23 protein-coding genes are annotated in these 21100 nt (G+C 41.3%); 12 read left to right on the top strand and 11 right to left on the bottom strand.

Annotation, left to right across the window (positions count from 1 at the left end; all coding sequences use genetic code 11):
- Positions 1–445 precede the first annotated feature (445 nt).
- Positions 446–1069, bottom strand: a complete 624-nt coding sequence (locus MST18_RS03810; RefSeq protein ID WP_078192408.1) for a LysE family translocator — start codon at positions 1067–1069, stop codon at positions 446–448.
- 171 nt (positions 1070–1240) lie between these two features.
- Here MST18_RS03810 and MST18_RS03805 point away from each other — a divergent pair, with 171 nt between their 5' ends.
- Positions 1241–1699, top strand: coding sequence for a DIP1984 family protein (locus MST18_RS03805; RefSeq protein WP_180078197.1), 459 nt, complete (start codon positions 1241–1243; stop codon positions 1697–1699).
- A gap of 236 nt (positions 1700–1935) precedes the next feature.
- Here the strand turns inward: MST18_RS03805 and MST18_RS03800 are convergent, their stop codons facing one another.
- Positions 1936–2139, bottom strand: a complete 204-nt coding sequence (locus MST18_RS03800; RefSeq protein WP_180101825.1) for an NF038215 family lipoprotein — start codon at positions 2137–2139, stop codon at positions 1936–1938.
- Positions 2140–2443: 304 nt separating this feature from the next.
- Here MST18_RS03800 and MST18_RS03795 point away from each other — a divergent pair, with 304 nt between their 5' ends.
- From MST18_RS03795 to MST18_RS03775, 5 genes are all read left to right on the top strand, one after another.
- On the top strand, positions 2444–2992 hold the full coding sequence (locus MST18_RS03795) for a TetR/AcrR family transcriptional regulator (RefSeq protein ID WP_180101826.1): 549 nt from the start codon (positions 2444–2446) through the stop codon (positions 2990–2992).
- A gap of 6 nt (positions 2993–2998) precedes the next feature.
- Complete coding sequence (locus MST18_RS03790) at positions 2999–4648, top strand: MFS transporter (RefSeq protein ID WP_180101827.1); 1650 nt, start codon at positions 2999–3001, stop codon at positions 4646–4648.
- Positions 4649–4709: 61 nt separating this feature from the next.
- Complete coding sequence (locus MST18_RS03785) at positions 4710–5828, top strand: HlyD family secretion protein (protein ID WP_180101828.1); 1119 nt, start codon at positions 4710–4712, stop codon at positions 5826–5828.
- 130 nt (positions 5829–5958) lie between these two features.
- Complete coding sequence (locus MST18_RS03780) at positions 5959–6849, top strand: 1-aminocyclopropane-1-carboxylate deaminase/D-cysteine desulfhydrase (protein ID WP_180133524.1); 891 nt, start codon at positions 5959–5961, stop codon at positions 6847–6849.
- A 33-nt stretch (positions 6850–6882) separates the two neighbouring features.
- Positions 6883–8082: an NAD(P)/FAD-dependent oxidoreductase gene (locus tag MST18_RS03775; RefSeq protein WP_180133525.1), complete on the top strand. Its 1200-nt coding sequence runs from the start codon at positions 6883–6885 to the stop codon at positions 8080–8082.
- A 92-nt stretch (positions 8083–8174) separates the two neighbouring features.
- Here the strand turns inward: MST18_RS03775 and MST18_RS03770 are convergent, their stop codons facing one another.
- The 4 genes from MST18_RS03770 to MST18_RS03755 all read right to left on the bottom strand — a co-directional run bounded on the left by MST18_RS03770 (position 8175) and on the right by MST18_RS03755 (position 11052).
- Positions 8175–8336 (bottom strand): hypothetical protein, encoded by a 162-nt coding sequence (locus MST18_RS03770; protein WP_162689753.1) that lies wholly within the window; start codon positions 8334–8336, stop codon positions 8175–8177.
- 124 nt (positions 8337–8460) lie between these two features.
- Positions 8461–8643 (bottom strand): hypothetical protein, encoded by a 183-nt coding sequence (locus tag MST18_RS03765; protein WP_180101831.1) that lies wholly within the window; start codon positions 8641–8643, stop codon positions 8461–8463.
- A 70-nt stretch (positions 8644–8713) separates the two neighbouring features.
- The gene (locus MST18_RS03760) at positions 8714–10492 is read right to left on the bottom strand and encodes a mechanosensitive ion channel (protein ID WP_180133530.1); all 1779 of its coding nucleotides are present in this window, start codon (positions 10490–10492) and stop codon (positions 8714–8716) included.
- A gap of 281 nt (positions 10493–10773) precedes the next feature.
- Positions 10774–11052: a hypothetical protein gene (locus MST18_RS03755; RefSeq protein ID WP_111884899.1), complete on the bottom strand. Its 279-nt coding sequence runs from the start codon at positions 11050–11052 to the stop codon at positions 10774–10776.
- Positions 11053–11412: 360 nt separating this feature from the next.
- Between MST18_RS03755 and MST18_RS03750 the strand changes: the two genes are divergently transcribed.
- The 5 genes from MST18_RS03750 (at position 11413) to MST18_RS03730 (ending at position 15357) form a co-directional block, all read left to right on the top strand.
- Entirely contained in the window at positions 11413–11835 is a 423-nt protein-coding gene (locus tag MST18_RS03750; RefSeq protein ID WP_078192409.1) for a hypothetical protein, read from the top strand.
- 337 nt (positions 11836–12172) lie between these two features.
- Positions 12173–13120, top strand: coding sequence for a transporter substrate-binding domain-containing protein (locus MST18_RS03745; RefSeq protein WP_180101832.1), 948 nt, complete (start codon positions 12173–12175; stop codon positions 13118–13120).
- 70 nt (positions 13121–13190) lie between these two features.
- A complete protein-coding gene (locus tag MST18_RS03740) occupies positions 13191–13934 on the top strand; it encodes an amino acid ABC transporter permease (RefSeq protein WP_180101833.1) in 744 nt (247 codons plus the stop codon).
- A complete protein-coding gene (locus tag MST18_RS03735) occupies positions 13934–14617 on the top strand; it encodes an ABC transporter permease subunit (protein WP_078191088.1) in 684 nt (227 codons plus the stop codon). The genes MST18_RS03740 and MST18_RS03735 overlap by 1 nt, the downstream gene beginning before the upstream one ends.
- Positions 14614–15357 carry an amino acid ABC transporter ATP-binding protein gene (locus MST18_RS03730; RefSeq protein WP_078191089.1) on the top strand — a complete coding sequence of 248 codons (744 nt, stop codon included), beginning with the start codon at positions 14614–14616 and terminating at the stop codon, positions 15355–15357. Before MST18_RS03735 ends, MST18_RS03730 begins: the two co-directional genes overlap by 4 nt.
- A gap of 431 nt (positions 15358–15788) precedes the next feature.
- On the opposite strand, the gene MST18_RS03725 is transcribed toward MST18_RS03730, so the two are convergent.
- The gene (locus tag MST18_RS03725) at positions 15789–16550 is read right to left on the bottom strand and encodes a ferredoxin--NADP reductase (RefSeq protein WP_180101834.1); all 762 of its coding nucleotides are present in this window, start codon (positions 16548–16550) and stop codon (positions 15789–15791) included.
- A gap of 85 nt (positions 16551–16635) precedes the next feature.
- Here MST18_RS03725 and gigC point away from each other — a divergent pair, with 85 nt between their 5' ends.
- A complete protein-coding gene (gene gigC / locus MST18_RS03720; RefSeq protein WP_078191091.1) occupies positions 16636–17520 on the top strand; it encodes a LysR family transcriptional regulator GigC in 885 nt (294 codons plus the stop codon).
- 30 nt (positions 17521–17550) lie between these two features.
- On the opposite strand, the gene MST18_RS03715 is transcribed toward gigC, so the two are convergent.
- The 4 genes from MST18_RS03715 to nuoN form a co-directional block, all read right to left on the bottom strand.
- Entirely contained in the window at positions 17551–18303 is a 753-nt protein-coding gene (locus tag MST18_RS03715) for a cold shock domain-containing protein (protein ID WP_078192287.1), read from the bottom strand.
- 108 nt (positions 18304–18411) lie between these two features.
- Positions 18412–18705, bottom strand: a complete 294-nt coding sequence (locus MST18_RS03710; RefSeq protein WP_078192288.1) for a cold shock domain-containing protein — start codon at positions 18703–18705, stop codon at positions 18412–18414.
- Between the two features lie 85 nt (positions 18706–18790).
- The gene (gene upp, locus MST18_RS03705; RefSeq protein ID WP_078192289.1) at positions 18791–19426 is read right to left on the bottom strand and encodes a uracil phosphoribosyltransferase; all 636 of its coding nucleotides are present in this window, start codon (positions 19424–19426) and stop codon (positions 18791–18793) included.
- Between the two features lie 126 nt (positions 19427–19552).
- Entirely contained in the window at positions 19553–21097 is a 1545-nt protein-coding gene (nuoN, locus tag MST18_RS03700; protein WP_078191095.1) for an NADH-quinone oxidoreductase subunit NuoN, read from the bottom strand.
- Positions 21098–21100: the final 3 nt, after the last annotated feature.

Here is a 21100-nt window from a genome sequence, read left to right as displayed (position 1 = left end):
GGATTTCGCCCATTCGTTAGGAGCACACGGAAGTAACCTCTTACGAACAAAGGGGTTTTGTTACTTTTGCCCTGACAAAAGTAAAGCAAATGTACCTAAATATCAGAACACCCTCACCCCAACCCTCTGCCATAGGGAGAGGGAGTCTTCATTACAAAATCAAAGCATTGATTAAAACATCAAACCACTTCAATCATCATTTTCATCAGCCGTATGCTTAAACACATCATACGCTTTTTCAAACTCAGCAAATTTAAAATGATGTGTTGCCAATTTTTCTAAAGGCAATTTTCCATTACAGCAACTCTTTAACAACATACTTTTGGTATTGGCAACTAATAAACCTGTGGTTAAGTGATAAATACCATTCTCGCTTTAAAATTTTGAGTACGTTCTCATCGACATAAAAAAGCCTTCATCAATGAAGGCCCTTTATCTATTATTTTTACTTCATCCCAAAAATCAACTTTAAACCCAGCACTGTCATCACTGCCCCAGCTGCCCGATCAAAACCCGCTTTAAACTTCAAATAGACTTTACGTGGTTTTTCTGCTGACAAAGCCACAGCGACCAATGAGCACCACCCTGCATCGATAAAGAAACACAAAACTGGCAGTACAAAGTAAAAATAAGTCGGAATGTCTTTCGGTAAAAGTGCCGTAAAAATACTGGCTAACACAATTGCAATTTTCGGATTCGACAACTGGGTAATTAAACCAGTAGTAAATGCACGACGGAGTGACATTTGCGAGCTGCTGGCATCACCAGCTTCAATCGGTTCTTTGGCATGTTTTATAATTTTAAATGCCATCCAAAGCAGGTATAAACCACCACAAATTTTTAAAGCCAAATATGCAGAAGGTACAGCCAATAAAAATGCCTGCAAACCCAATACCGCTAAAAGCCCAAATATTGCAGCGCCCAAACCTGTACCAAGTGCGGTAAATAAACCGTGTTTACGTGAAATCGCAATGGAATTCTTCGCCACATAAATTGACGTTGGCCCTGGGCTCATTGCACCAAGTAATAGTGCTGCCGCAATCGAGCCTAATATCCAAAATGATTCCACTGTCACACCGTTTTCACTTAAATTCGTGGCAATTTTACAGACAGAATCTCTGAATTTCTCCCTATAATTTGCAGTGTTTATTTTAATTGACCAAATTTTTCACTATAAATAACTTGAATACTGCATTAATCCATCGCATGATCGCTAAAAGTACAAATTAATATCAAGACAATGAAATTAGCCGAAGCCCTACTTTTACGCAGTGACTTACAAACTAAATTGGCCTCGCTGCAACAACGAATCAATAACAACGTGCTCATTCAAGAAGGTGATGTACCTAGCGAAGAACCAAATGCTTTAATTCAAGAAGCATTTGCAGTAAATACAGAACTTTATGGTTTAATTGAAAAGATTCACGCCACCAATGCACAAGCTAAAACCGGTTCAGGACGCTGCATGCTTTCAGTGCTCAATGAACGTGATTTATTGACCCAGCAGCATCGTATCTTGCAACAAGCGATTGACAGCTCACGCCGTGAAAATGGTCGTTATAGCTCGAGTGAAATCCGTTGGATTAAAACCATTGCAGTGGCAGATTTACAGAAACAGGCCGATAGCATTAGTCAGCAACTTAGACAAAATAACTTAGAAATTCAGGCATCCAATTGGCAAATAGACCTGATAGATTGACCTGATTTAAGCATTTGAACCACGGTTCATTCCAGTTCGGGCATACTGGGCGAGTACAGAGCCTTTTTAAATGTTTGTAAGGCTTTAATCCAACAAACTAAACTGCAGAAGTAAGACGTCTACTTCAAAATGTTCACACATCTGACGTAGCACACTGCATCTGTGACTCTTTACATGTCACGTCTCACTACCGTGTACTGACAGTATGTCCACCCTATTTTTGACGGATCTATCTGCTAGTCGTCATCCGCAGCGGCTTCATTGAGTGCAACATCTTCAAGCGGTAATTTATAGTCATGGTCATTCACAGGGACACCGCCAATGATCATGGTGCGATGTTCATTTTGAGGACGATGCAATTCGTCTGTCGTATCACAGCCAACCATCCAAAAACTGCACAGGCACAGCATAGGCAGCACAGCCCGACTTAATTTGCTCATTGGATGCCCTCCATTTTTATAATTATCTTGCTTATAAAATCAGCATAGCATTTTTGTGCAGATATTCACCTTATTTATCTGCCGATTTAGGGTCAATTGTCAGGAATTATGTCTCAACGGTCTTACGAATGCGGATGAAAATAGATGCCAATAGAAAAATATTTCCTTTTAAAATAATAAACTTATTAACTTTATTAAAACTACATAGTAAACCAGTTACAAAACTGCTATCGAATACGATTTTACTTCGGACACTTTTGTCCGTTTGATAGCTAGATAAATTTACAATGATGTCAAAAGAATAATGTCCACACGTCAACAACTCGCTGCACAAAACCGAGAAGTGCTTTTAGAAGCTGCGATTGAGGTATTCCGTATTCACGGAATCAATGCTCCTCTACAACTCATAATGGATCAGGCTCAAGTTGGACGTGCGACGTTTTATCGTAATTTTAATGACCGTCGTGAATTGGTACTCGCCTTAATGCAAGCTGCCTTGAACCGACTTGAACAGCGTGCGCTTAATTATGCACAGTTCGATGATGGATTTATTCGCCTCATTCAAGACCATATTTATAATATTCCCTATCTCACGGCTTTAATGGAATATTGGCGTGTGATCGATCGGGATGATCCCGCCATAGTTGAAATATACCAACGACGTGATGCCATATTGCAACCGATGATTGATCAGGCCATTCAAAATGGTCGCTGCCGAGCAGACTTTAAACCGGCGGACTATGCCATGGTCACCTCCATTTTGCGTGCAGCTTTGCAAGGCCATACCGAAGCAGATCAAGAAAAACTCGCCAAACGTGCCGTGGAGTTTTTACTGCATGGTATATGCGGGTAATACGTCATGTCCAAATCTCCGCGTTTATTGGAACCTGCTCCGGATTGGACACCCGAAGAAAAACCAACCCTGCCCGGCTCTCCCGCTGCCATTGCACATCCCACCTATAAGCGTTTTTTATACTTCTTTATCGGTTTATTTGTTGCGATCTCGGGGAGTTTAAGTAATGGATTTATCACGGCAAATCTCCCCCTTCTACAAGGTGAATATGGCTTAACGCCTTCAGAAGCGGCATGGATTCCTGCAGCATTTGTTATGGCCAATGTCAGCTCCAACCTAATCTTATTTAAAGCCCGCCAACAATATGGACTTAGGCTATTTTCAGAAATTGGCTTGGTATTATTTATCGCGGTGATGGTGCTGCATTTATTCGTTCATACCTATGAAATGGCAATTTTTGCACGGGTGATCAGCGGCTTACTTGCAGCTCCACTCAGTTCGCTTGGGATGTATTACATCATGCAAGCCTTTAAACGTGCTCATTTCGGTCGTGGGCTTTATCTAGCTTTAGGCTTTCAGCAGTTGGGGATACCGCTGGCATGGATCATGTCGCCCTATCTGGTCGATGTAAATGATTGGTCTATTTTCTATACCTTTGAATTAGGTTTAGCCTTATGTTGTTTGGCGATGGTGGTCTCTCTAAAACTGCCACGAAGCCTACGTATCGAAGTGTTTGAAAAGCAAGATTTATTCACCTTTGCATTATTGGCACCCGGCTTTGCTTTGCTATGTATCGTGCTAACTCAAGGCCCGATTCTTTGGTGGTTTGAGGCTGAATGGTTGGCCTATTTACTCATCGCCGCTTTGATTCTTTTAGTTGTTGGTCTGACCTATGAACATTTTCGGGTCAATCCACTGATTGTCACACGCTGGCTCGGAACATCGTCTACCGTGAGTTTTATTATTGGTGCCTTTGCCATTCGCTTTCTCATGTCAGAACAAAGCTATGCAGCCGTGAATTTTTTGAAAACCATGGGCATGGGACCCGACCAATTTGTTTCCTTTTATACCGTCGTGCTGATCGGGATTGTCTTAGGTACAGTGTTTAGTGCCCTGACCTTTTCCAAAGAAAAAATTGTGCTTCATCTGCTTGGTGCAGCAGGTCTCGTGCTCTTTGCCTGTGCGCTGGATTATCACTTGACCAGTGATGTACGACCGCATGATTTTTATTGGAGTCAGTTTTTGGTGGGCTTTGCCAGTGGCATGTTTATTGGCCCTCTTTTGCTTACAGGCATAGTCAGTGCTTTGCAAAAAGGCCCATCGCACATGGTGACGTTTATCGTGCTGTTTTCTGCGACACAGACCTTTGGGGGTCTCGTCGGCTCATCATTCTTTTCGACCTATCAGCAAATGCGTACCCAAACCTATCAGGCACAGATTTATAATGATTTATCGCAAACCTCACCTATAGTCGAACAGCGCCTACAACAATTGGCGCAAAGTGCGCATCAATATTCTTTAGACTCAAATTTAGACCAACAACAAGCCATACGTAGCCTTAATCAAACCATCACTCGAGAAGCCCAAGTTCGAGCCTATAACGATGTGATTTTTTTAAATGGCATATTCGCCGTTTTATTGTTGCTTTGGGGTTTATTGCTGATGGGCAAAAATAAATATCAATTACGCCAACAGCAACGCTCGGATAGTAGTTAGATTTCTTCGATTTACACAACATAAGCCACAGCCAAATGACCTAATTGATATTGAGAACAACATGACTGAAGACCATAAACCCACTGAGCAAGCAGCACCGCAGCAACCACAAACAGCAACCGCTATGCCTGCGCCATCGAGCAAGCTTATTTCTACGCCGCAGCGTACCTTGATTTTTATGTTGATCATCCTCTTGTTGGGGATTGCGCTGATCTTATGGGCGTGGCGGATTGGTCCATTTCATGACAGTATCGAGTCGACTGAAAATAGCTATGTCAAAGGTAAAACCACGGTGCTTTCATCACAAATTAATGGTTATGTGAAAGATGTTTTGGTGACGGATTTTGATCATGTGAAAAAAGGTCAAGTGCTTATGCATATCGATGCAACGACCTATGATCAAAAAGTCACACAGGCTGAATCTGGGGTGGAACAAGCACAGAACTCACTTGCCAATCAAAGCCAGGCCATTGAACAACGCAGAGCAGATATTACGGCAGCCGAAGCGAAAGTGGACCAATCACGTGCGGCCTATGAATTAGCTCTTGCACAAATGACGCGCTACCAACAACTCGGCAATACTGGCGCTGCATCGAAATCAGAACAAGATAAAGCGATTGCAGACGCTAAAAATAGTTTGGCCCAACTTCATCAAGCAGAAGCCAATTTACTAGTTGCCAAAGAATCATTCAAAACTGCACAAGTTGCAGCGACAGGGCTTAAAGCGCAAGTGAATAGTGCCAAAGCACAATTTGATCAGGCAGTGACCACTAAAGACTACAGCACGATTGTGGCACCTATGGATGGTCAACTTGGCGAAGTCAGCCCACGGATTGGTCAATATGTTGCGGCAGGCTCTCAACTGATGTATTTAATTCCACAGCAGCGCTGGGTGACTGCCAACTTTAAAGAAACGCAAATTGCAGATATGCATATTGGTCAAAAAGCGTGGTTCAGCGTCGATGGCATGAAACATCAAAAATTTTACGGCAAAGTCGAGCAAATCTCCCCTGCGGCTGGTTCTGAATTTAGTGTATTGAAACCTGACAATGCCACAGGAAATTTCACCAAAGTCGTGCAACGCATTGCCGTAAAAATTGCGATTGATCCTAATCAACAAGGTTTAGAAAACTTAAGACCCGGTATGTCTGTCGTCACCTCCGTTGATGTTGCTAGTTAGCGGATGCTGGTAGTGAAGTGCATTAAGTAAAGTTGAGCTGAACAAGATGTAAAGGATTTCATCTTCCGCACCTCCCGTTTTACAATGCCTACCTATTTGACCTCTAACCACCAAGATAACGATTACCAACATGTTTGAATCTATCGCCCATGCCATTCCTGAGCAGACTATTCAATATCAAGGGGTTGATTTGTGTATTAAGCGTTTGGACTTGGTTCACCCACAAATATCGGGCAATAAATTTTATAAACTTAAATATAATTTTATTGAGGCGCAAAAATTAGGCTTTAAACAGGTGCTTAGCTTTGGCGGCGCTTATTCAAATCACATTGCAGCCACTGCATATGCTGCACATTTATTCGGATTCGATAGTCTAGGCATCATTCGTGGAGAAGAATTACAACATCAATCCCGAAATCCTACTTTAGCCACCGCCGAACAGTTTGGTATGCAGCTCAGTTTTGTCACACGCCAACAGTATCGGGAAATGAAACAAGTTGACGCTTTAGCGCAATTACAACAGCAATATCCCGAACATTATGTCATTCCTGAAGGTGGAACCAATGCATTGGCTATCCGTGGCTGTACGGAAATCTTAAGCCATGAAAATCAACAAAATTTTGATCTCATCTGCTGTGCAGTCGGTACAGGTGGAACCATAACGGGCTTGATTGAAGCCAGTGCTGAACATCAACACGTTCTAGGTTTTTCAGCGCTCAAAGGCAATTTTCTTTGCGACGATGTTGCTCAGTTGACACAGAAAACCAATTGGAGCATCAGTGATGAATTTTGCTGTGGTGGCTATGCCAAAATAACGCCGGAACTATTACAGTTTATGCAGGACTTTGAACAACGCTATGCGATCCCATTAGAACAGGTTTATACGGCTAAAATGCTGCGAGGTATTTTCAGCATGATTGAGCGGGGTCAGATTAAAAACCATCAGCGTGTTTTAGTGATCCATACTGGTGGCCTACAAGGTCGCTTGAAAGGTTCAACCGAAGCACTAAAAAGCGTATAATCCTGCGTCCTTTCTTCCACGCGGAAACTTACCATGTCGCAAAATCAATATGATGTCCTTGTTTTAGGTGCTGGTGCATCAGGCTTAATGACGGCATATAAAGCGGCGCAGCGTGGACGCAAAGTTTTGGTGGTTGAAAAAGCCAATAAAGTTGGCAAAAAGATCCTGATGTCTGGCGGTGGTAAATGCAATTTCACCAATTTGTATGTCGAACCAGAAAATTATATTTCACATAATCCGCACTTTGTTATTTCGGCATTAACTCGCTATACCAACTGGGACTTCATTGGTATGGTCTGCGAATATGGCATTGAGTACGAAGAGCGCAAACATGGGCAATTATTTACCCAAAATGGTGCAAAAGAAATTCTCGCCATGCTATTGGCAGAATGTGACAAAACGGGCTTGGTGGATATTAAAACCAACTGTGAAGTAAAAGCAGTCAATGCCTTACCTGAACAAGGCTTTCAAGTGGCAACCAATCTAGGCTTTTTTGAAGCAGAATCGGTGGTTATTGCCAGTGGTGGTCTGTCCATTCCAACGTTAGGTGGTTCAGGAATTGGCTATGAGATTGCCAAACAATTTGGTCATTCTGTCTATCCCACTCGCGCTGGCCTAGTACCCTTCACCTTCTCCGATAGTTTTAAAGAAGTCACCACACGCTTGAGTGGCAATGCTGTTGAAGCCACGTTATCGAATGAGTTAAATAGTTTTACTGAGGCTTTACTATTTACTCACCGTGGTTTAAGTGGCCCAAGCTCATTGCAGCTTTCAAACTACTGGGATGTCGGTCAACGTTTTAATATCAATTTCCTGCCAACTTTAGATGTTTTAGATTTCCTCAAATCTAAAAAATCCAGTCAACCAAAAGTGTTACTGCGCACATTGTTCAATGAACACTTACCGAAAAGTGTAGTTATAGAATTACAAAATCTGATTTGGCCTGAACAAGCTGAATTAGCCATTGGCAATATCAGTGATGAAAAACTAGAACTCATTGCAAGCCGTCTGGAAAGCTTTGAAGTAAAACCATCAGGCACTGAAGGTTACCGTACTGCTGAAGTTACATTGGGTGGTGTGGATACCACTGAAGTCTCATCAAAAACCATGGAAAGTAAAAAACAGAAAGGCTTGTACTTTATTGGTGAAGTGCTCGATGTAACGGGGCATTTAGGTGGATACAACTTCCAATGGGCATGGGCTTCTGCACATGCGGCTTCTGAATACGTCTGATCTCGACTTAGAATTAAATAAACATAACGTACAGATGAACTCTGCATAAAAAAGGGCTGATTCATTCAGCCCTTTTTTATGCCCGATCTAACTTATTCAAGATAGTCGGTTTTAAATAATGATACTGACGACGTCGAAGTTCGTTGAATTGTCAGATCCATTTTTTCAACGGCAACTGAAATATGTTGTGGTTGCACGCTTGCGGTTTGTTTGAGTGTCGATACTAAAGTATTGAGCATTGAAATTACCCCCATTTTGCCATTCCTTTGCACAGATCATAAGTGTCATTCATGACAGCAATATGAATCCTAAGTTTTTATATTTTAAGTAATATTCCATATATCACTATTACTTAAAATACCAATTTTCGGGTAAATTTCAATCATTATTTTTGGACTGATTGGTATCTTTATTTTCACTGTTTAGCGGTGATTGTTCTTTCTGCTCCAAATCAGTGCGTTTTGATTTTGCAAAAATAAAGCGTCGTGCACTCGCCAAAAAACCAACTGTGATCCCTGCAATAATCACTGGGGCTAAAAATTTATTCGGTGCTTTTGCCATACAAATATTCCTTATAAAGCATTAAAATCGACCACATAAACGTGGCCGATTTTTTTAAAGACAGAATAGTTTAATTTGGATCATCTGGTTTTGGCGGGGTTAAAGGTGCCGAAGGTGCATCGACCTGTTTTTCAGCCTCGCCTGTCGATCCAAATGGATTATTTTGTGGTTGATCACTTGGGTTTACATCCAACCGATCTGGTGTAGCAGTTTCTTTTTCACTGACGCCCGGAGCAGCTTGCTGAATGTTTGGATAGCCATCATCTGTTTTCACTTCAGAAGTCATCACAGATGTTGATGGTGTTGGACTCGCTGCAGACGATGTAGGCGTATTAAAGGTGGTTTTCGCCTTTGCCTGCTCCTGTACTGGATTCGGTTCATTGGCTTCGCGTTTCGCTTTATCGATAAGATCTGATAACAATCGTTCCGCCGGATTGCGACCACCTAAACCAAAGGCCAAAGCGAAAGCAACTGCAACCGCACCGAGGGTTAAACCAAAGGCCAAATTCACGATCGAGTCAGCAATACCCATGGCACGCAAGCCCATGGCTACAACCAAGCCCATAATCAGCACACGGACCAAATTACCTAACCAACGTGAACTGTTATATTCCCCTCGTTGCACCACATTTGCCACAATATTGGCAAGCCAGAAACCCACCACCAAGATTACAGCACCAAGTAAAATACTTGCACCGAACTGGATAAACATAGCAATAAGGGCACTGATTTGCTCAAAGCCTAAACGGTTAGCAGCTTCAGATACCGCAAATAACATGGTGAAAAATACAATGAGGCAACCGACAACATCCGACACTTTGGTTTTGCCCAAAAAGCGTTGAATGTCTAATTTTTCTGGCACAGTATCAACACCTGTACCCGAGATCACATCCACAACTAGACGCGCTACAAAGCGTGACACCACATAGGCCAAGATTAAGATTAAACCTGCGGCAATGATGTTCGGTATCGCATACATGATCTCATGTAACATGGCTGTTGCAGGCTGAGAAATCGCCTCGATACCAAGTGCTTCGAAAGCCACAATTAATGCAGTGATAATGACTATAGCAAAGACAAAATTACCCAAAACTTGAGCAAGTTTTGCGTTTTTAAACATGCCCACTTTTTCGACTTGCTGCTGCAGACTTAAACTGTTCACCAAGCCTTCCACGATGCCTCGTACAATCTTCGCCAAGATATAACCCACAAAGACGATGACACCAGCAATAAAGATATTGGGAAGATAAGAAACAACTTCAGTAACCATATTTTGGATTGGGAACAAGAGACCGTTCAAACCCAAGATCGATAAAACAATCGGTAGGAAAAGTAACAAGATTAGCCAATACACTATTTCACTGATATTTTGACTGATTGGGCTGACGCCAACCTCAGAACTGAGTTTTTCATCGAGTTGGGTTTTATCCAGCAGTTTCTTTGAACCGACTTTGACCAAACTTGCCACGATCCAACCAATAAAACCTACAGCTACCGCAGCCAAAAGCTGTGGAATAAATAACAAGAACTGCTGAATCATATTACTGAATGGGCCGCTGACACTGGTCAAATTCAGCACATTGAGTGCACCAATGACGGCAATGATCAAAATAATCCAGAACACAACTCTGGAGACTATATTTTCAACATTGGAACGGTGCCCAGTTGCACTTGAAAGTTTTTGATTTGTACCTAATTTTTGCAGAACTTTTTTGACGCCAGCAGCAACCAATAAAGCAATGACCCAACCTATCAGGAGAATTGCTACTGCACTTAAAATGGGGTGAAACTGTTCCCAATAATACATGGCATCAAAACGGCCACGCGGACCACCCAGATAATCATTCATACGTTCGCCCTCATTGTTATACATGATCTGTTGTTATGTGCATTTTTACGTATGCCGCGTATCACACAGCATTAGTGCTTTGAACTTAAGCTTTCTTTTCCACCTTAGTTTTTGTGTATTTTTTAATCAACCAAAGTATGCATAACTCCAACAAAAGCTCACAATTGAATGTAAAAAAGCCTTGGGACAACCAAGGCTTTATTTGTGTCACTCTGAAGAGATACTTAAGGTTCAGATCTTGCACTCATGTAACTCTGACTCATGTTTATCATCAATTATTATCAACGATCTGTCGCAGTTGCAGTATTTGAATCATTAGCAACAGCTTCATCCCCCGCTGTACCGCTAGTCGTATCATTGGCTGTCGCAGTTTGTGCATTGGGTGCAGGATGATCAGGCGGTGCATCCGAAGCAGAAGGTTTCATATCTGCAAACATATAAAATAATAATGCGATTAAAAAGATACCCACTAAGATCAGTATGTACACAGGGATACGTTTTTTTTGTGTTGTTTCTTCCGTACTGGTGGTATGGGGTGGTTTATTAAAATCGTGTGTCATATTCCCCTCGCTATTTTGTTGTTCATAGTTGAATTTTTATACTAGCAATACAATATCCTGTATTGTGTGAAGAACAATTACAATCAGTGAAAACGTGTAACTTGAATGATAAATCTCGAATGATAAGTTTAATAAATATACTTTCCTTTGGAGCTAGATGAGTTATTTTCAAATATAAATCAATATATAAGGGCGCAAATATCGGGCAAAGATTTAAGTGCAATATTTAAATCTAAAGCATTTTTTATTGTATGACCTCTTACAAAATAAATGCTTTTTTGAGCCCGGTGGAATTATCTGCTTTTGATGAATGAAATGAGCTATAATCATGCACCTTATTTTTCACCTGTTATCAAATCTATGGCGTACCATCAACAAGGTGTAACGCTTGATCTTGACACTGACGTCACTCATCAATGTTCCCTTCATTACACTCGTGATCAGCATCTTATTGGCATTATTGAATTTAGTAAGCCGAGTTATGTGTTGAAATGGGGTGATTTGGAATATTTTCGCCGACGTACTGAAGAGTTTTCAGTGATGCCATTCCCTGAATGCATCAATGCGATGGTGATTGATATTCGAAATATTGCGGCTTTTTTAGATAATGAAGTGCCTATTATTCCTTGGCGCTTGCTCGAAGAAGAATGTCCGATTCGCTTAGTTGTCCCCCAAGATCGACTGGAGCATTATGCTGGCTTTTTTGAACCGACTTGGTTGACTGCTGACGTAGACACAGCGATTCAAGAAATTCGTGAATTTATGGATATGTTTGTGCATTAATACGGAGATTAAACTAAAGTTTAATCCCGAAAACCTCCATTTGGAGGTTTTTTTATGCCCTTTTATTTTAATTATTTATTTCACAATAAAATTAAATTATTTTATATTTAATGGCTTATAGCAAACCTTCTTATAAAAAATGTTCATAACTTATCCCATTTCTTAGTAACAATTCGGCAATAAATTTTGCTTGAGCCTTGCTCGATATATCACCTAAGATGTAGAAAATGATCTCTTTTTTATTGTTGAAACATTCTTAAAAACAAAGCAATAAAATCTAACGAGAAACAAGATCATAAAAAGTGGATATTAAATCAGGGTAAAAGGAGTTTTAACGATGACGTCAAAAAAACATTTAGCAACTTTGTTCTGTGCAAGTGCGCTCACTTTAGGTCTTAGCGCATGTAGTGACAATAAAGCACCTACAACGGATAAACCTGCAGGAAGTGAAGCTGCTGTTTCTGACTCAGGGACTTTAGATAAGATCAAAAAATCCGGCACGATTGTATTAGGCTATCGCGATTCATCGATTCCATTTTCATATATTGCAGATAATCCAAACCAACCTGTAGGTTATGCACACGATCTTCAATTAAAAGTAGTTGAGGCGGTTAAAAAGCAATTAAATCTTCCCGATTTAAAAGTCCGTTATAACTTAGTGACCAGCCAAAACCGTATTCCATTGGTTTCTAATGGCACAGTCGACTTAGAGTGTGGTTCAACCACAAACAATAAAGAACGCCAACAACAAGTAGATTTCTCAACAGGTTTCTTTGAGGTCGGTTCACGCTTACTTACAGCAAAAGACTCTGGGATTAAAGACTTTGCTGACCTAAAAGGCAAAAAGTTAGTCACCACGGCAGGAACGACATCTGAGCGTTATATTCGTCAACATGAAAAAGAATTAGGTATTGGTGAAGTCATTTCTGCCAAAGACCATGCTGAGTCTTTCCTCATGCTACAAAATGGTCGTGCAGCGGCATTTATGATGGATGATATTTTGCTGGCGGGTGAAAAATCGAAAGCCAAAGATCCAAATAAATGGGAAATCGTGGGTACAGCGCCGATTCATGAAATCTATGGTTGTATGCTGCGTAAAGGCGATACTGGTTTTAAACAAGTGGTTGATGATGCAATCAAAGCGACCTATAGCTCTGGTGAAATCAATGACATGTATAAAAAATGGTTCCAAACGCCAATTCCACCAAAAAATATCAATTTGAATTTCCCGATGTCTGATCAATTAAAATCATTGATTAACAATCCACATGACCGTGACGAATAACTTTCCCTAAACATTCTAAAGATGCTTAAGCCAAACGGATTTTGGCTTAAGCTCATTATAGGGAGTTCCTATGAATTATAGCTGGAATTGGGGTGTGCTGTTCCAATCTACAGGTGTAGGTGATTCAACCTACCTGAATTGGATTTTAATTGGGATCGGCTGGCTGTTTGTCATCGCTTTGGTGGCATGGAGCATTGCGATGGTACTCGGCAGCATCTTGGGTATTATGCGTACCCTACCGAGTCCTGTAGCACGTGGTATAGGTACTGCCTACGTGACTATTTTCAGAAATGTACCCTTATTGATTCAACTGTTTATATGGTTCTATGTTGTACCCAACTTCCTCCCTGCTGCGATTAAAAGCTGGTGGATGAATGACCTTGGGGCAAACACGACCGCCTTAATTTCTGCAAGTGTCGGTTTGGGTTTATTTACAGCTGCACGGGTCTGTGAGCAAGTCAGGACAGGTATTGAAGCGCTTCCTTTGGGGCAAACCAATGCAGGTTATGCTATGGGATTTAGCACGGCTCAACTTTACCGCTATGTGATCTTACCGCAGTCATTCCGCACGATTTTGCCACCTCTCAGCTCTGAGTTGACCAACTGTGTCAAAAACACCTCAGTCGCCTCTTTAGTCGGTGTTGCAGAAGTCATTTCACAGATGAAAACCATCAGTGAATACACGCAAAACACCATCGAAATTTATACCTACGTCACCATTATTTTCATCGTGATCAACATCTGTTTAATTGGTTTCATGAATTTTCTGGAAAAACGCCTACGCGTTCCTGGCTTAATTGCAGGAGATAAATAATGGAATGGCTCAGTTCTTTTATTCAAGACCTCCAAGCGTCTGGCCCTGCGCTATGGCATGGTTTCAGCATCACACTCAAAGTGGTGATCACGGCAACCATTGGTGGTGTCTTTATTGGGACATTGTTGGCGTTGATGCGCCTGTCCTCGATTAAGGCTTTTAATATTTTTGCTAAAGGCTATGTGAACCTCTTTCGTTCTATTCCTTTGCTCTTGGTGCTGATGTGGTTCTACTTTGCAGTACCCTTTATCTACACAGGGATCACCGGTAACTATCTAACGATTGATACTGCCCTCGTTTCGAGTATCGTGGCCTTCATGCTATTTGAAGCGGCTTACTTTTCAGAGATTGTCCGTGCAGGGATTCAATCAATTCCTAAAGGTCAAACTTCTGCAGCTTATGCTCTCGGTATGAGCTATAGCCAAGCGATGCGCCTAATTATTTTGCCGCAATCCTTTCGCAAAATGACGCCACTACTCTTACAGCAAACCATCATTCTGTTCCAAGATTCAACCATGGTTTATGCCATCGGACTGTTAGACTTTTTCCGCACCAACTATGTTCGAGGCGACCTCATGTCATTGTTAACTCAATACATTCTGTTTGCCGGTTTGGTGTATTTCACTATTAGTATGATCGCTACCTATGCAGTTAAAAAATTACAACGGAGGTTAAGTGTATGACCGATCAAAAAACGATGATTGACCTCCAAAATGTCAGTAAATGGTATAAAGATTTTCAAGTGCTTACCGATTGCACGACTCAAATTAAACAAGGTGAAGTGGTTGTCGTGTGTGGACCTTCAGGTTCAGGTAAATCGACGCTCATTAAAACCGTTAATGGACTTGAGCCTTTTCAAGCCGGTACGATTTTGGTCGACGGAATTTCCATTAATGACCCAAAAACCGATTTAAATAAATTGCGTAGTCGTGTCGGTATGGTGTTCCAGCACTTTGAACTGTTTCCACATTTATCCATTACCGAAAACCTGACCATTGCGCAGGTCAAAGTCTTGGGCCGATCAGAAGCCGAAGCCAAGAAAAAAGGCTTGGCTTATTTAGATCGTGTGGGTTTGAGTGCGCATGCCGCTAAATTCCCTGCACAGTTATCAGGTGGACAACAACAACGTGTTGCAATTGCACGTGCGCTCAGTATGGACCCGATTGCTATGCTGTTTGATGAACCGACTTCGGCACTTGATCCAGAGATGATTAACGAAGTGCTTGATGTGATGGTGGGTCTTGCCAAAGAAGGTATGACCATGATGTGTGTAACCCATGAGATGGGTTTCGCGCGTCAGGTTGCGGACCGTGTGATCTTTATGGATCAAGGAAAAATTGTGGAAGACTGCAGTAAAGATGATTTCTTTAATGCCCCTCGTGGTGAACGAGCGCAGCAGTTCTTAAATAAAATTCTGCATTAACATCAAAACGTTTATTTAACTGATGTTACGAAGTAACATCAGAAGCGTAATTTGATTCAAATAAAAGTACGATACGCGGTAACGTCATCCGCAAGTGTTTTGAGATAGGACTTCTTCTAATCAAAAATGTTTTTGCGATACTTTAGATAATTAGATGCTAGTGAACGAGTTTTGTCGGTGAGGTGCATTGCACCGCAAGATGGTTTCCTTGCGAAGCACGCTTCTCATTTTGCCTAATGAGAAGCGTGCTTCGTAAGAGTACCTCCAGCCGAAGGCTAATCACTTTATTCATTCCCTTGATGTAAGACTCCATCGAATTGACTTAAAAATCATTTTAAAAATGCAAAATTACTTTTGCATGCATAACATCAGTTATTTAATTTCCGAAAATAAAAAAGCTCATCCATCGATGAGCTTTTTTTCATGGCAGATTACCAATAATTTTCTACAGCAATATTGCCTTCACCACGACGGTTCATGGTCAAACCACGCGCTTTTAAGGCCGCCTTGGTGTCATCAACCATTTGTGGATTACCACACAGCATGACATGCGTCGTATCAACATTAAACGCTAAGCCTGCCGCCTGTTCTAACTCGCCATTTTCAATTAAAACTGGTAAACGGTCATGCAACGGTGCATTTGGATCACGTGTCACAATAGGAATAAATTTGAAGCCCGTATGCCCTTCACCAAAGTTCTCGGCGATTTCTTTTATCCGCTCAACATAAGCCAGTTCTGATACGGTGCGCACACTGTAGACTAGATTAATTTTTTCGTATTTAGACCACGTTTCAAAGTCTTGTAACATTGATAAAAACGGTGCAAGACCCGTTCCTGTCCCCAACAGCCATAAGTCCTTCGGCAATGGCAACTGATAACGCGCCAAGGTAAGGAAGCCATATGGTATTTTTTCTAAATACAGCTCATCACCCACTTGTAGATGCTGCAAATTTGAAGTAAACGCACCATCTGGAACGACGATAGAGAAAAATTCTAAAGTTTCATCAAAAGGTGACGACACCACAGAATAGGCACGAACCACCAATTCATCGCCCACTTTCAAACCAATTCGTGCGAACTGACCAGCGGTGAATTTAAAATGTGCAGGGCGTGTCATGGTAAAACTGAACAAAGTATTGGTCCAACGGTGTACAGATAAAACCTTTTCTAAGCTAAATTTTTCAATTGACATGATTTGAACGTGGCGTGACAGACTGTGCTCATGTTAGCATGACAGCATAATTTATTAATATTTTTTAAATGTTAAGGCCTGATTCATGCGCATGACTTTACGCCAGTTGGCTGTTTTTGTAGCAGTCGCTCAAGAAGGTACCGTTACCAAAGCCAGTGATGCTGTCAAACTTACTCAAAGTGCAGCAAGTATGGCATTGGCAGACCTCGAAGATGGTCTCGGTGCTCCACTGTTTGACCGACTTGGTAAACGCTTGCAATTGAATGACTTGGGTCGTTTTTTATTGCCACAAGCTTTGGAAATTTTAGGGCGCTGCGAAGCTTTTGAACAAGCAGCCAAAGGCGAACTACAAAGTATTGATCTGCGTTTAGGTGCGACCCTAACCATCAGTGACTACTTGATGCCAGACCTCATGGCAGATTTCTTACAAATTCAGCCTCAAGCACATTTACAACTTCAAGTCGGCAATACCCGCCAAATGATTGAAGCGGTAAACCAATTTCAGTTGGATTTGGCCTTAATTGAAGGTTCATGCCATCTGCCACAGTTGCAATGTATTCACTGGCGTGACGATGAACTTGCCGTGTGCTGTTCACCAGAGCACCCTTTAGCGAAGTTGGATCGTGCACTCACTGCAGCTGACTTTGATAACGTGGAATGGATCTTACGTGAAGAAGGTTCAGGCACACGTGAAGTATTTGACAACGCAATTTTAAAAGACCTGCCAGATGCCAATATACGTTTAACCTTGGGTCATAACGAAGCCATTCTAAAAATCGTGGCAGGTGGTCTTGGTATGTCATGTATTTCTAAACTGGCAATTGAGCCTTTACGTGAAAAAGGTCAATTGGTGGTTTTAGATACGCCGTTTTGGCAACTTGCCCGTCCATTATTCATGTTGGTACATCGTCAGAAATACCAAGGACCGGGTCTCAAAGCCTTTATGCAATTTTGTGAAAAATCTGTCTAAATAAAAAAAAGCGCCTAATGGCGCTTTTTTTTATTTATTAAATTGTCGTTCGCAAGGTATTCCGTCGTTGTTTCCGTCCATTTTTGTGCCTGGACAATGTTGAAGAAAATAGACCGCTTCTTCATAAGATTTCATCTGACTACAATGCGTACGCCCATCACAACTAAACTGTGCTTTCTCTGCCGCCCTTGGCGTATCACTTGAAGAAGGTGCCTGCGCAGCGTATTGAACAACAGACTGAGCCTGCGTTGAAGCTGTGCCGTATAGGTTTTTTTCACCTTGCTCAGACAGCACCCGATCGGGTAAATCCCCCTGAGCTTTACGTTGTTCTTTTACGATGTTTTCATTTTCTTGCATGAGCTGTTGTAAATGTAGCTGCTTCTGTTCTTGGTACTGCTGATATTTCCCATAGATTGCCACAGCTAATACTACAATTACAATGAGTCCAATCATGCTGAAGATTTTACTGCCCCAAACTGTGCCTTTGGCTGTATCGTGAGGAGTAGCTTGGTCATTCACTCGATCCGACCTTGATTCAAATGACGAATTTATCTGTTCATGAGTGGACTGCTCTTTTTTCAAATCTAAACGGATGATATTTACCGCTTTAAATTTACCTTGATCTGCTTCAATCCTGTATTTGAGATTTTCTCCAACACGTGGTTCGATGTGTCGGCTAGGAAAATCACGAATATGAAAAAATAAATCCTGTGCTTGATCTTGTTGTATAAATCCAAAGCCGCGCTCAACGTTATAGCTTTTGATTTTCCCCTCTTTAAACATAAAAATTGTCTCTCATCTTTTCTTTTAATACTCTTATGATAATAAAAAAAGAGGCCCTATAGACCTCTTTTTCAATTTCAAAGATTTCCATGAAATCTTACAATCACATTATTTACGCAAATTCGAAAGCAAAGCTGAAGTAATTGACTGGTTATTTGCCACTACTTTAGATTTTTTAGCTTTTGCAGATTTGTCTTCTTCACGCTCAATGTTTATGGCTTTATAACGATCACCATTTTTCACCACATTAAATTTCACACGATCATTACGTTTTGGCTCGACACCATCTGCGGGAAAGTCAGAGATATGGAAAAATACATCACCTTCTTCACATGAAAGAAAGCCAAAGCCCTTTTCAGGATTGTACTGCTTCACTTTACCTTTATATTGTTCGGACTTCATAAAGTACCCTATTCCATTTATTCCAATGTCTTTAGTATATAAAAAAGAGGCTATAAAAGCCCCTTTTCTGTTCATGATGCAAAAATTAGTCTTTTTGAACTGAACCGAAAATTTTATCGCCTGCATCGCCAAGACCTGGAACGATATAACCGTTTTCATTTAAACCTTGGTCTACAGATGCTGTGTAAATGATCACATCTGGGTGAGCTTCATTCACACGTTTAATGCCTTCTGGAGCGGCAACAAGCACCATGACACGAATATCTTTACAACCACTGGCTTTTAGAACGTCAATAGCAGCAACGAGCGATGAACCTGTTGCAAGCATTGGGTCAATAATCATCGCTAAACGGTTTTGTACGTCTGGTACTAATTTTTTGTAGTAAGTACGCGCTTCTAAAGTTTCTTCATCACGCTCTAAACCCAATACAGATACTTTCGCACTTGGAATCAGGTTTAAGAAACCATCCAACATACCAATACCTGCACGTAAAATCGGTACGACTGTTATTTTTTTACCGGCAATACGATCTACAGTTACTTTACCATTCCAACCATCAATTTCATGATCGACCATCGGTAAATCTTTCGTTGCTTCATAAGTCAGAAGCATAGTCACTTCTTGAGCAAGCTCACGGAAGTTTTTAGTACTAATATCTGCACGACGAAGTAAGCCGAGTTTATGTCGAATAAGCGGATGACGGATTTCATGGATAGCCACGGGAGAACACCTAAAAGGTTAAGATAAAATTTCAACCATTATAAAGCTATTTAACAAATGATAAAAATAAAAAAGCCCCCTTTACAGGAGGCTTTTTTGTAATAAGCAAATTAATTGCTTAATTCATTAGTTAAAACCACTTTGAATTAAGCTAAAAATGAACTGTTGTAATTCAGGTGAGATCGCAAAGTATGCCACTTGAGATACTGCAATGATTGGATCTGGATATACACCGATCAACAACACAAGTGCAGCTGCGCCAAGCACCATAATACCACCCACTTTTTGACCCCAATGATCGACAGCGTCGATACGTGGGTTTTCTGGTGGAGTCATGTACATCACAATCATCACACGTAGGTAGTAGTACAAACCGATACCTGAACCAAGGATCACCATCGCAGCTAAGAACCATGAACCACCAGCAACCGCTGTTTTGATCACAAGGAACTTACCAATAAAGCCCGCTGTTAATGGAATACCTGCAAGAGATAACATCATGACAGTCAGTGTTGCAGTCAACACTGGACGACGCCAGAACAAACCACGGTACTCAGCAAGGCTACCTGCTTCGTCTTTGTTGTTGTAAGGGCTAGACATCAGTGTCACAACACCGAACGCACCAATCGTTGTTAATACATAAGTAATCACATAAACGTTGACGCTGCTGAATGTTGCAAAGCCTTGTACTTGAACAAAGTCAGTATTACGTGCACTGACAATAGCAACAAGTAAGTAACCAAAGTGAGCGATTGAAGAGTATGCAAGGATACGTTTCAAGTTCACTTGACGTACTGCTAGTAAGTTACCCGCAAGGATAGACAATACTGCAATGATGGTCACGATTGTAATGAAGCTGTCAGAAAGGATTAAGCCAGAAGCCAAGAAGTAACGAACGAATAGACCGATCATTGCCACTTTAGCCACAGTCGCTAAGAATGTCGCGATTGGCGCTGGCGCACCTGCATACACGTCTGGTGTCCATTTGTGGAATGGCGCAAGAGACAATTTAAATGCAACAGCAAAGACAATTAGTGCAAGACCAAGGACTACACCCGGTTGGCTGAATGTTGTGAACATTTTGCCTGGTTCAGCAACGAATGCCATTGTACCTGTATACGCATATACATAAGCCATACCCATCAACAACATCGCAGAAGCGGTTGCTGAAAGCACCAAATATTTCACACCCGCTTCAAGCGACTGTGAACGTTGGTGTGTATAAGCCAATAGGCCGTATACAGGAATCGACATTAACTCAAGGCTGATAAAGAATGACGCATAGTGAGAACTTGCAACCATTAACAATGCACCTGTTACAGAGCACAGCATCAAGATATAAAGTTCTTCACGGTTATCTTTATAGGTTTCGATATACGCATGTGACAATGTGCAGCAAGCAAGTGCTGCAATCAAAATCACGAATTGGTACAACATCGTAAATGGATCTACGATGAACAAATTCATTACATTTGCAGGTGCATACTGCCCTGCAACGAAAACAAAAATAATATAAAAGGCTGCAAGGTTCAGACCGATAACGGAAGTCGTTGCAACTAAATTGTGGTTACGCTTGATTGCAATTAGCAACATCACGACGATCGCAGTTAAAGCCACGATCATCACAGGAGCTAATGGCATAAGCTCAGAAAATGACATTGTGAAGTCCATGGC

This window comes from Acinetobacter sp. YH12068_T (assembly GCF_024606005.1).
In the GTDB taxonomy this organism is placed as follows: domain Bacteria; phylum Pseudomonadota; class Gammaproteobacteria; order Pseudomonadales; family Moraxellaceae; genus Acinetobacter; species Acinetobacter amyesii.
Note: the sequence above shows the minus strand (reverse complement) of the source record. Positions and strands in the feature narration are given on the sequence as shown.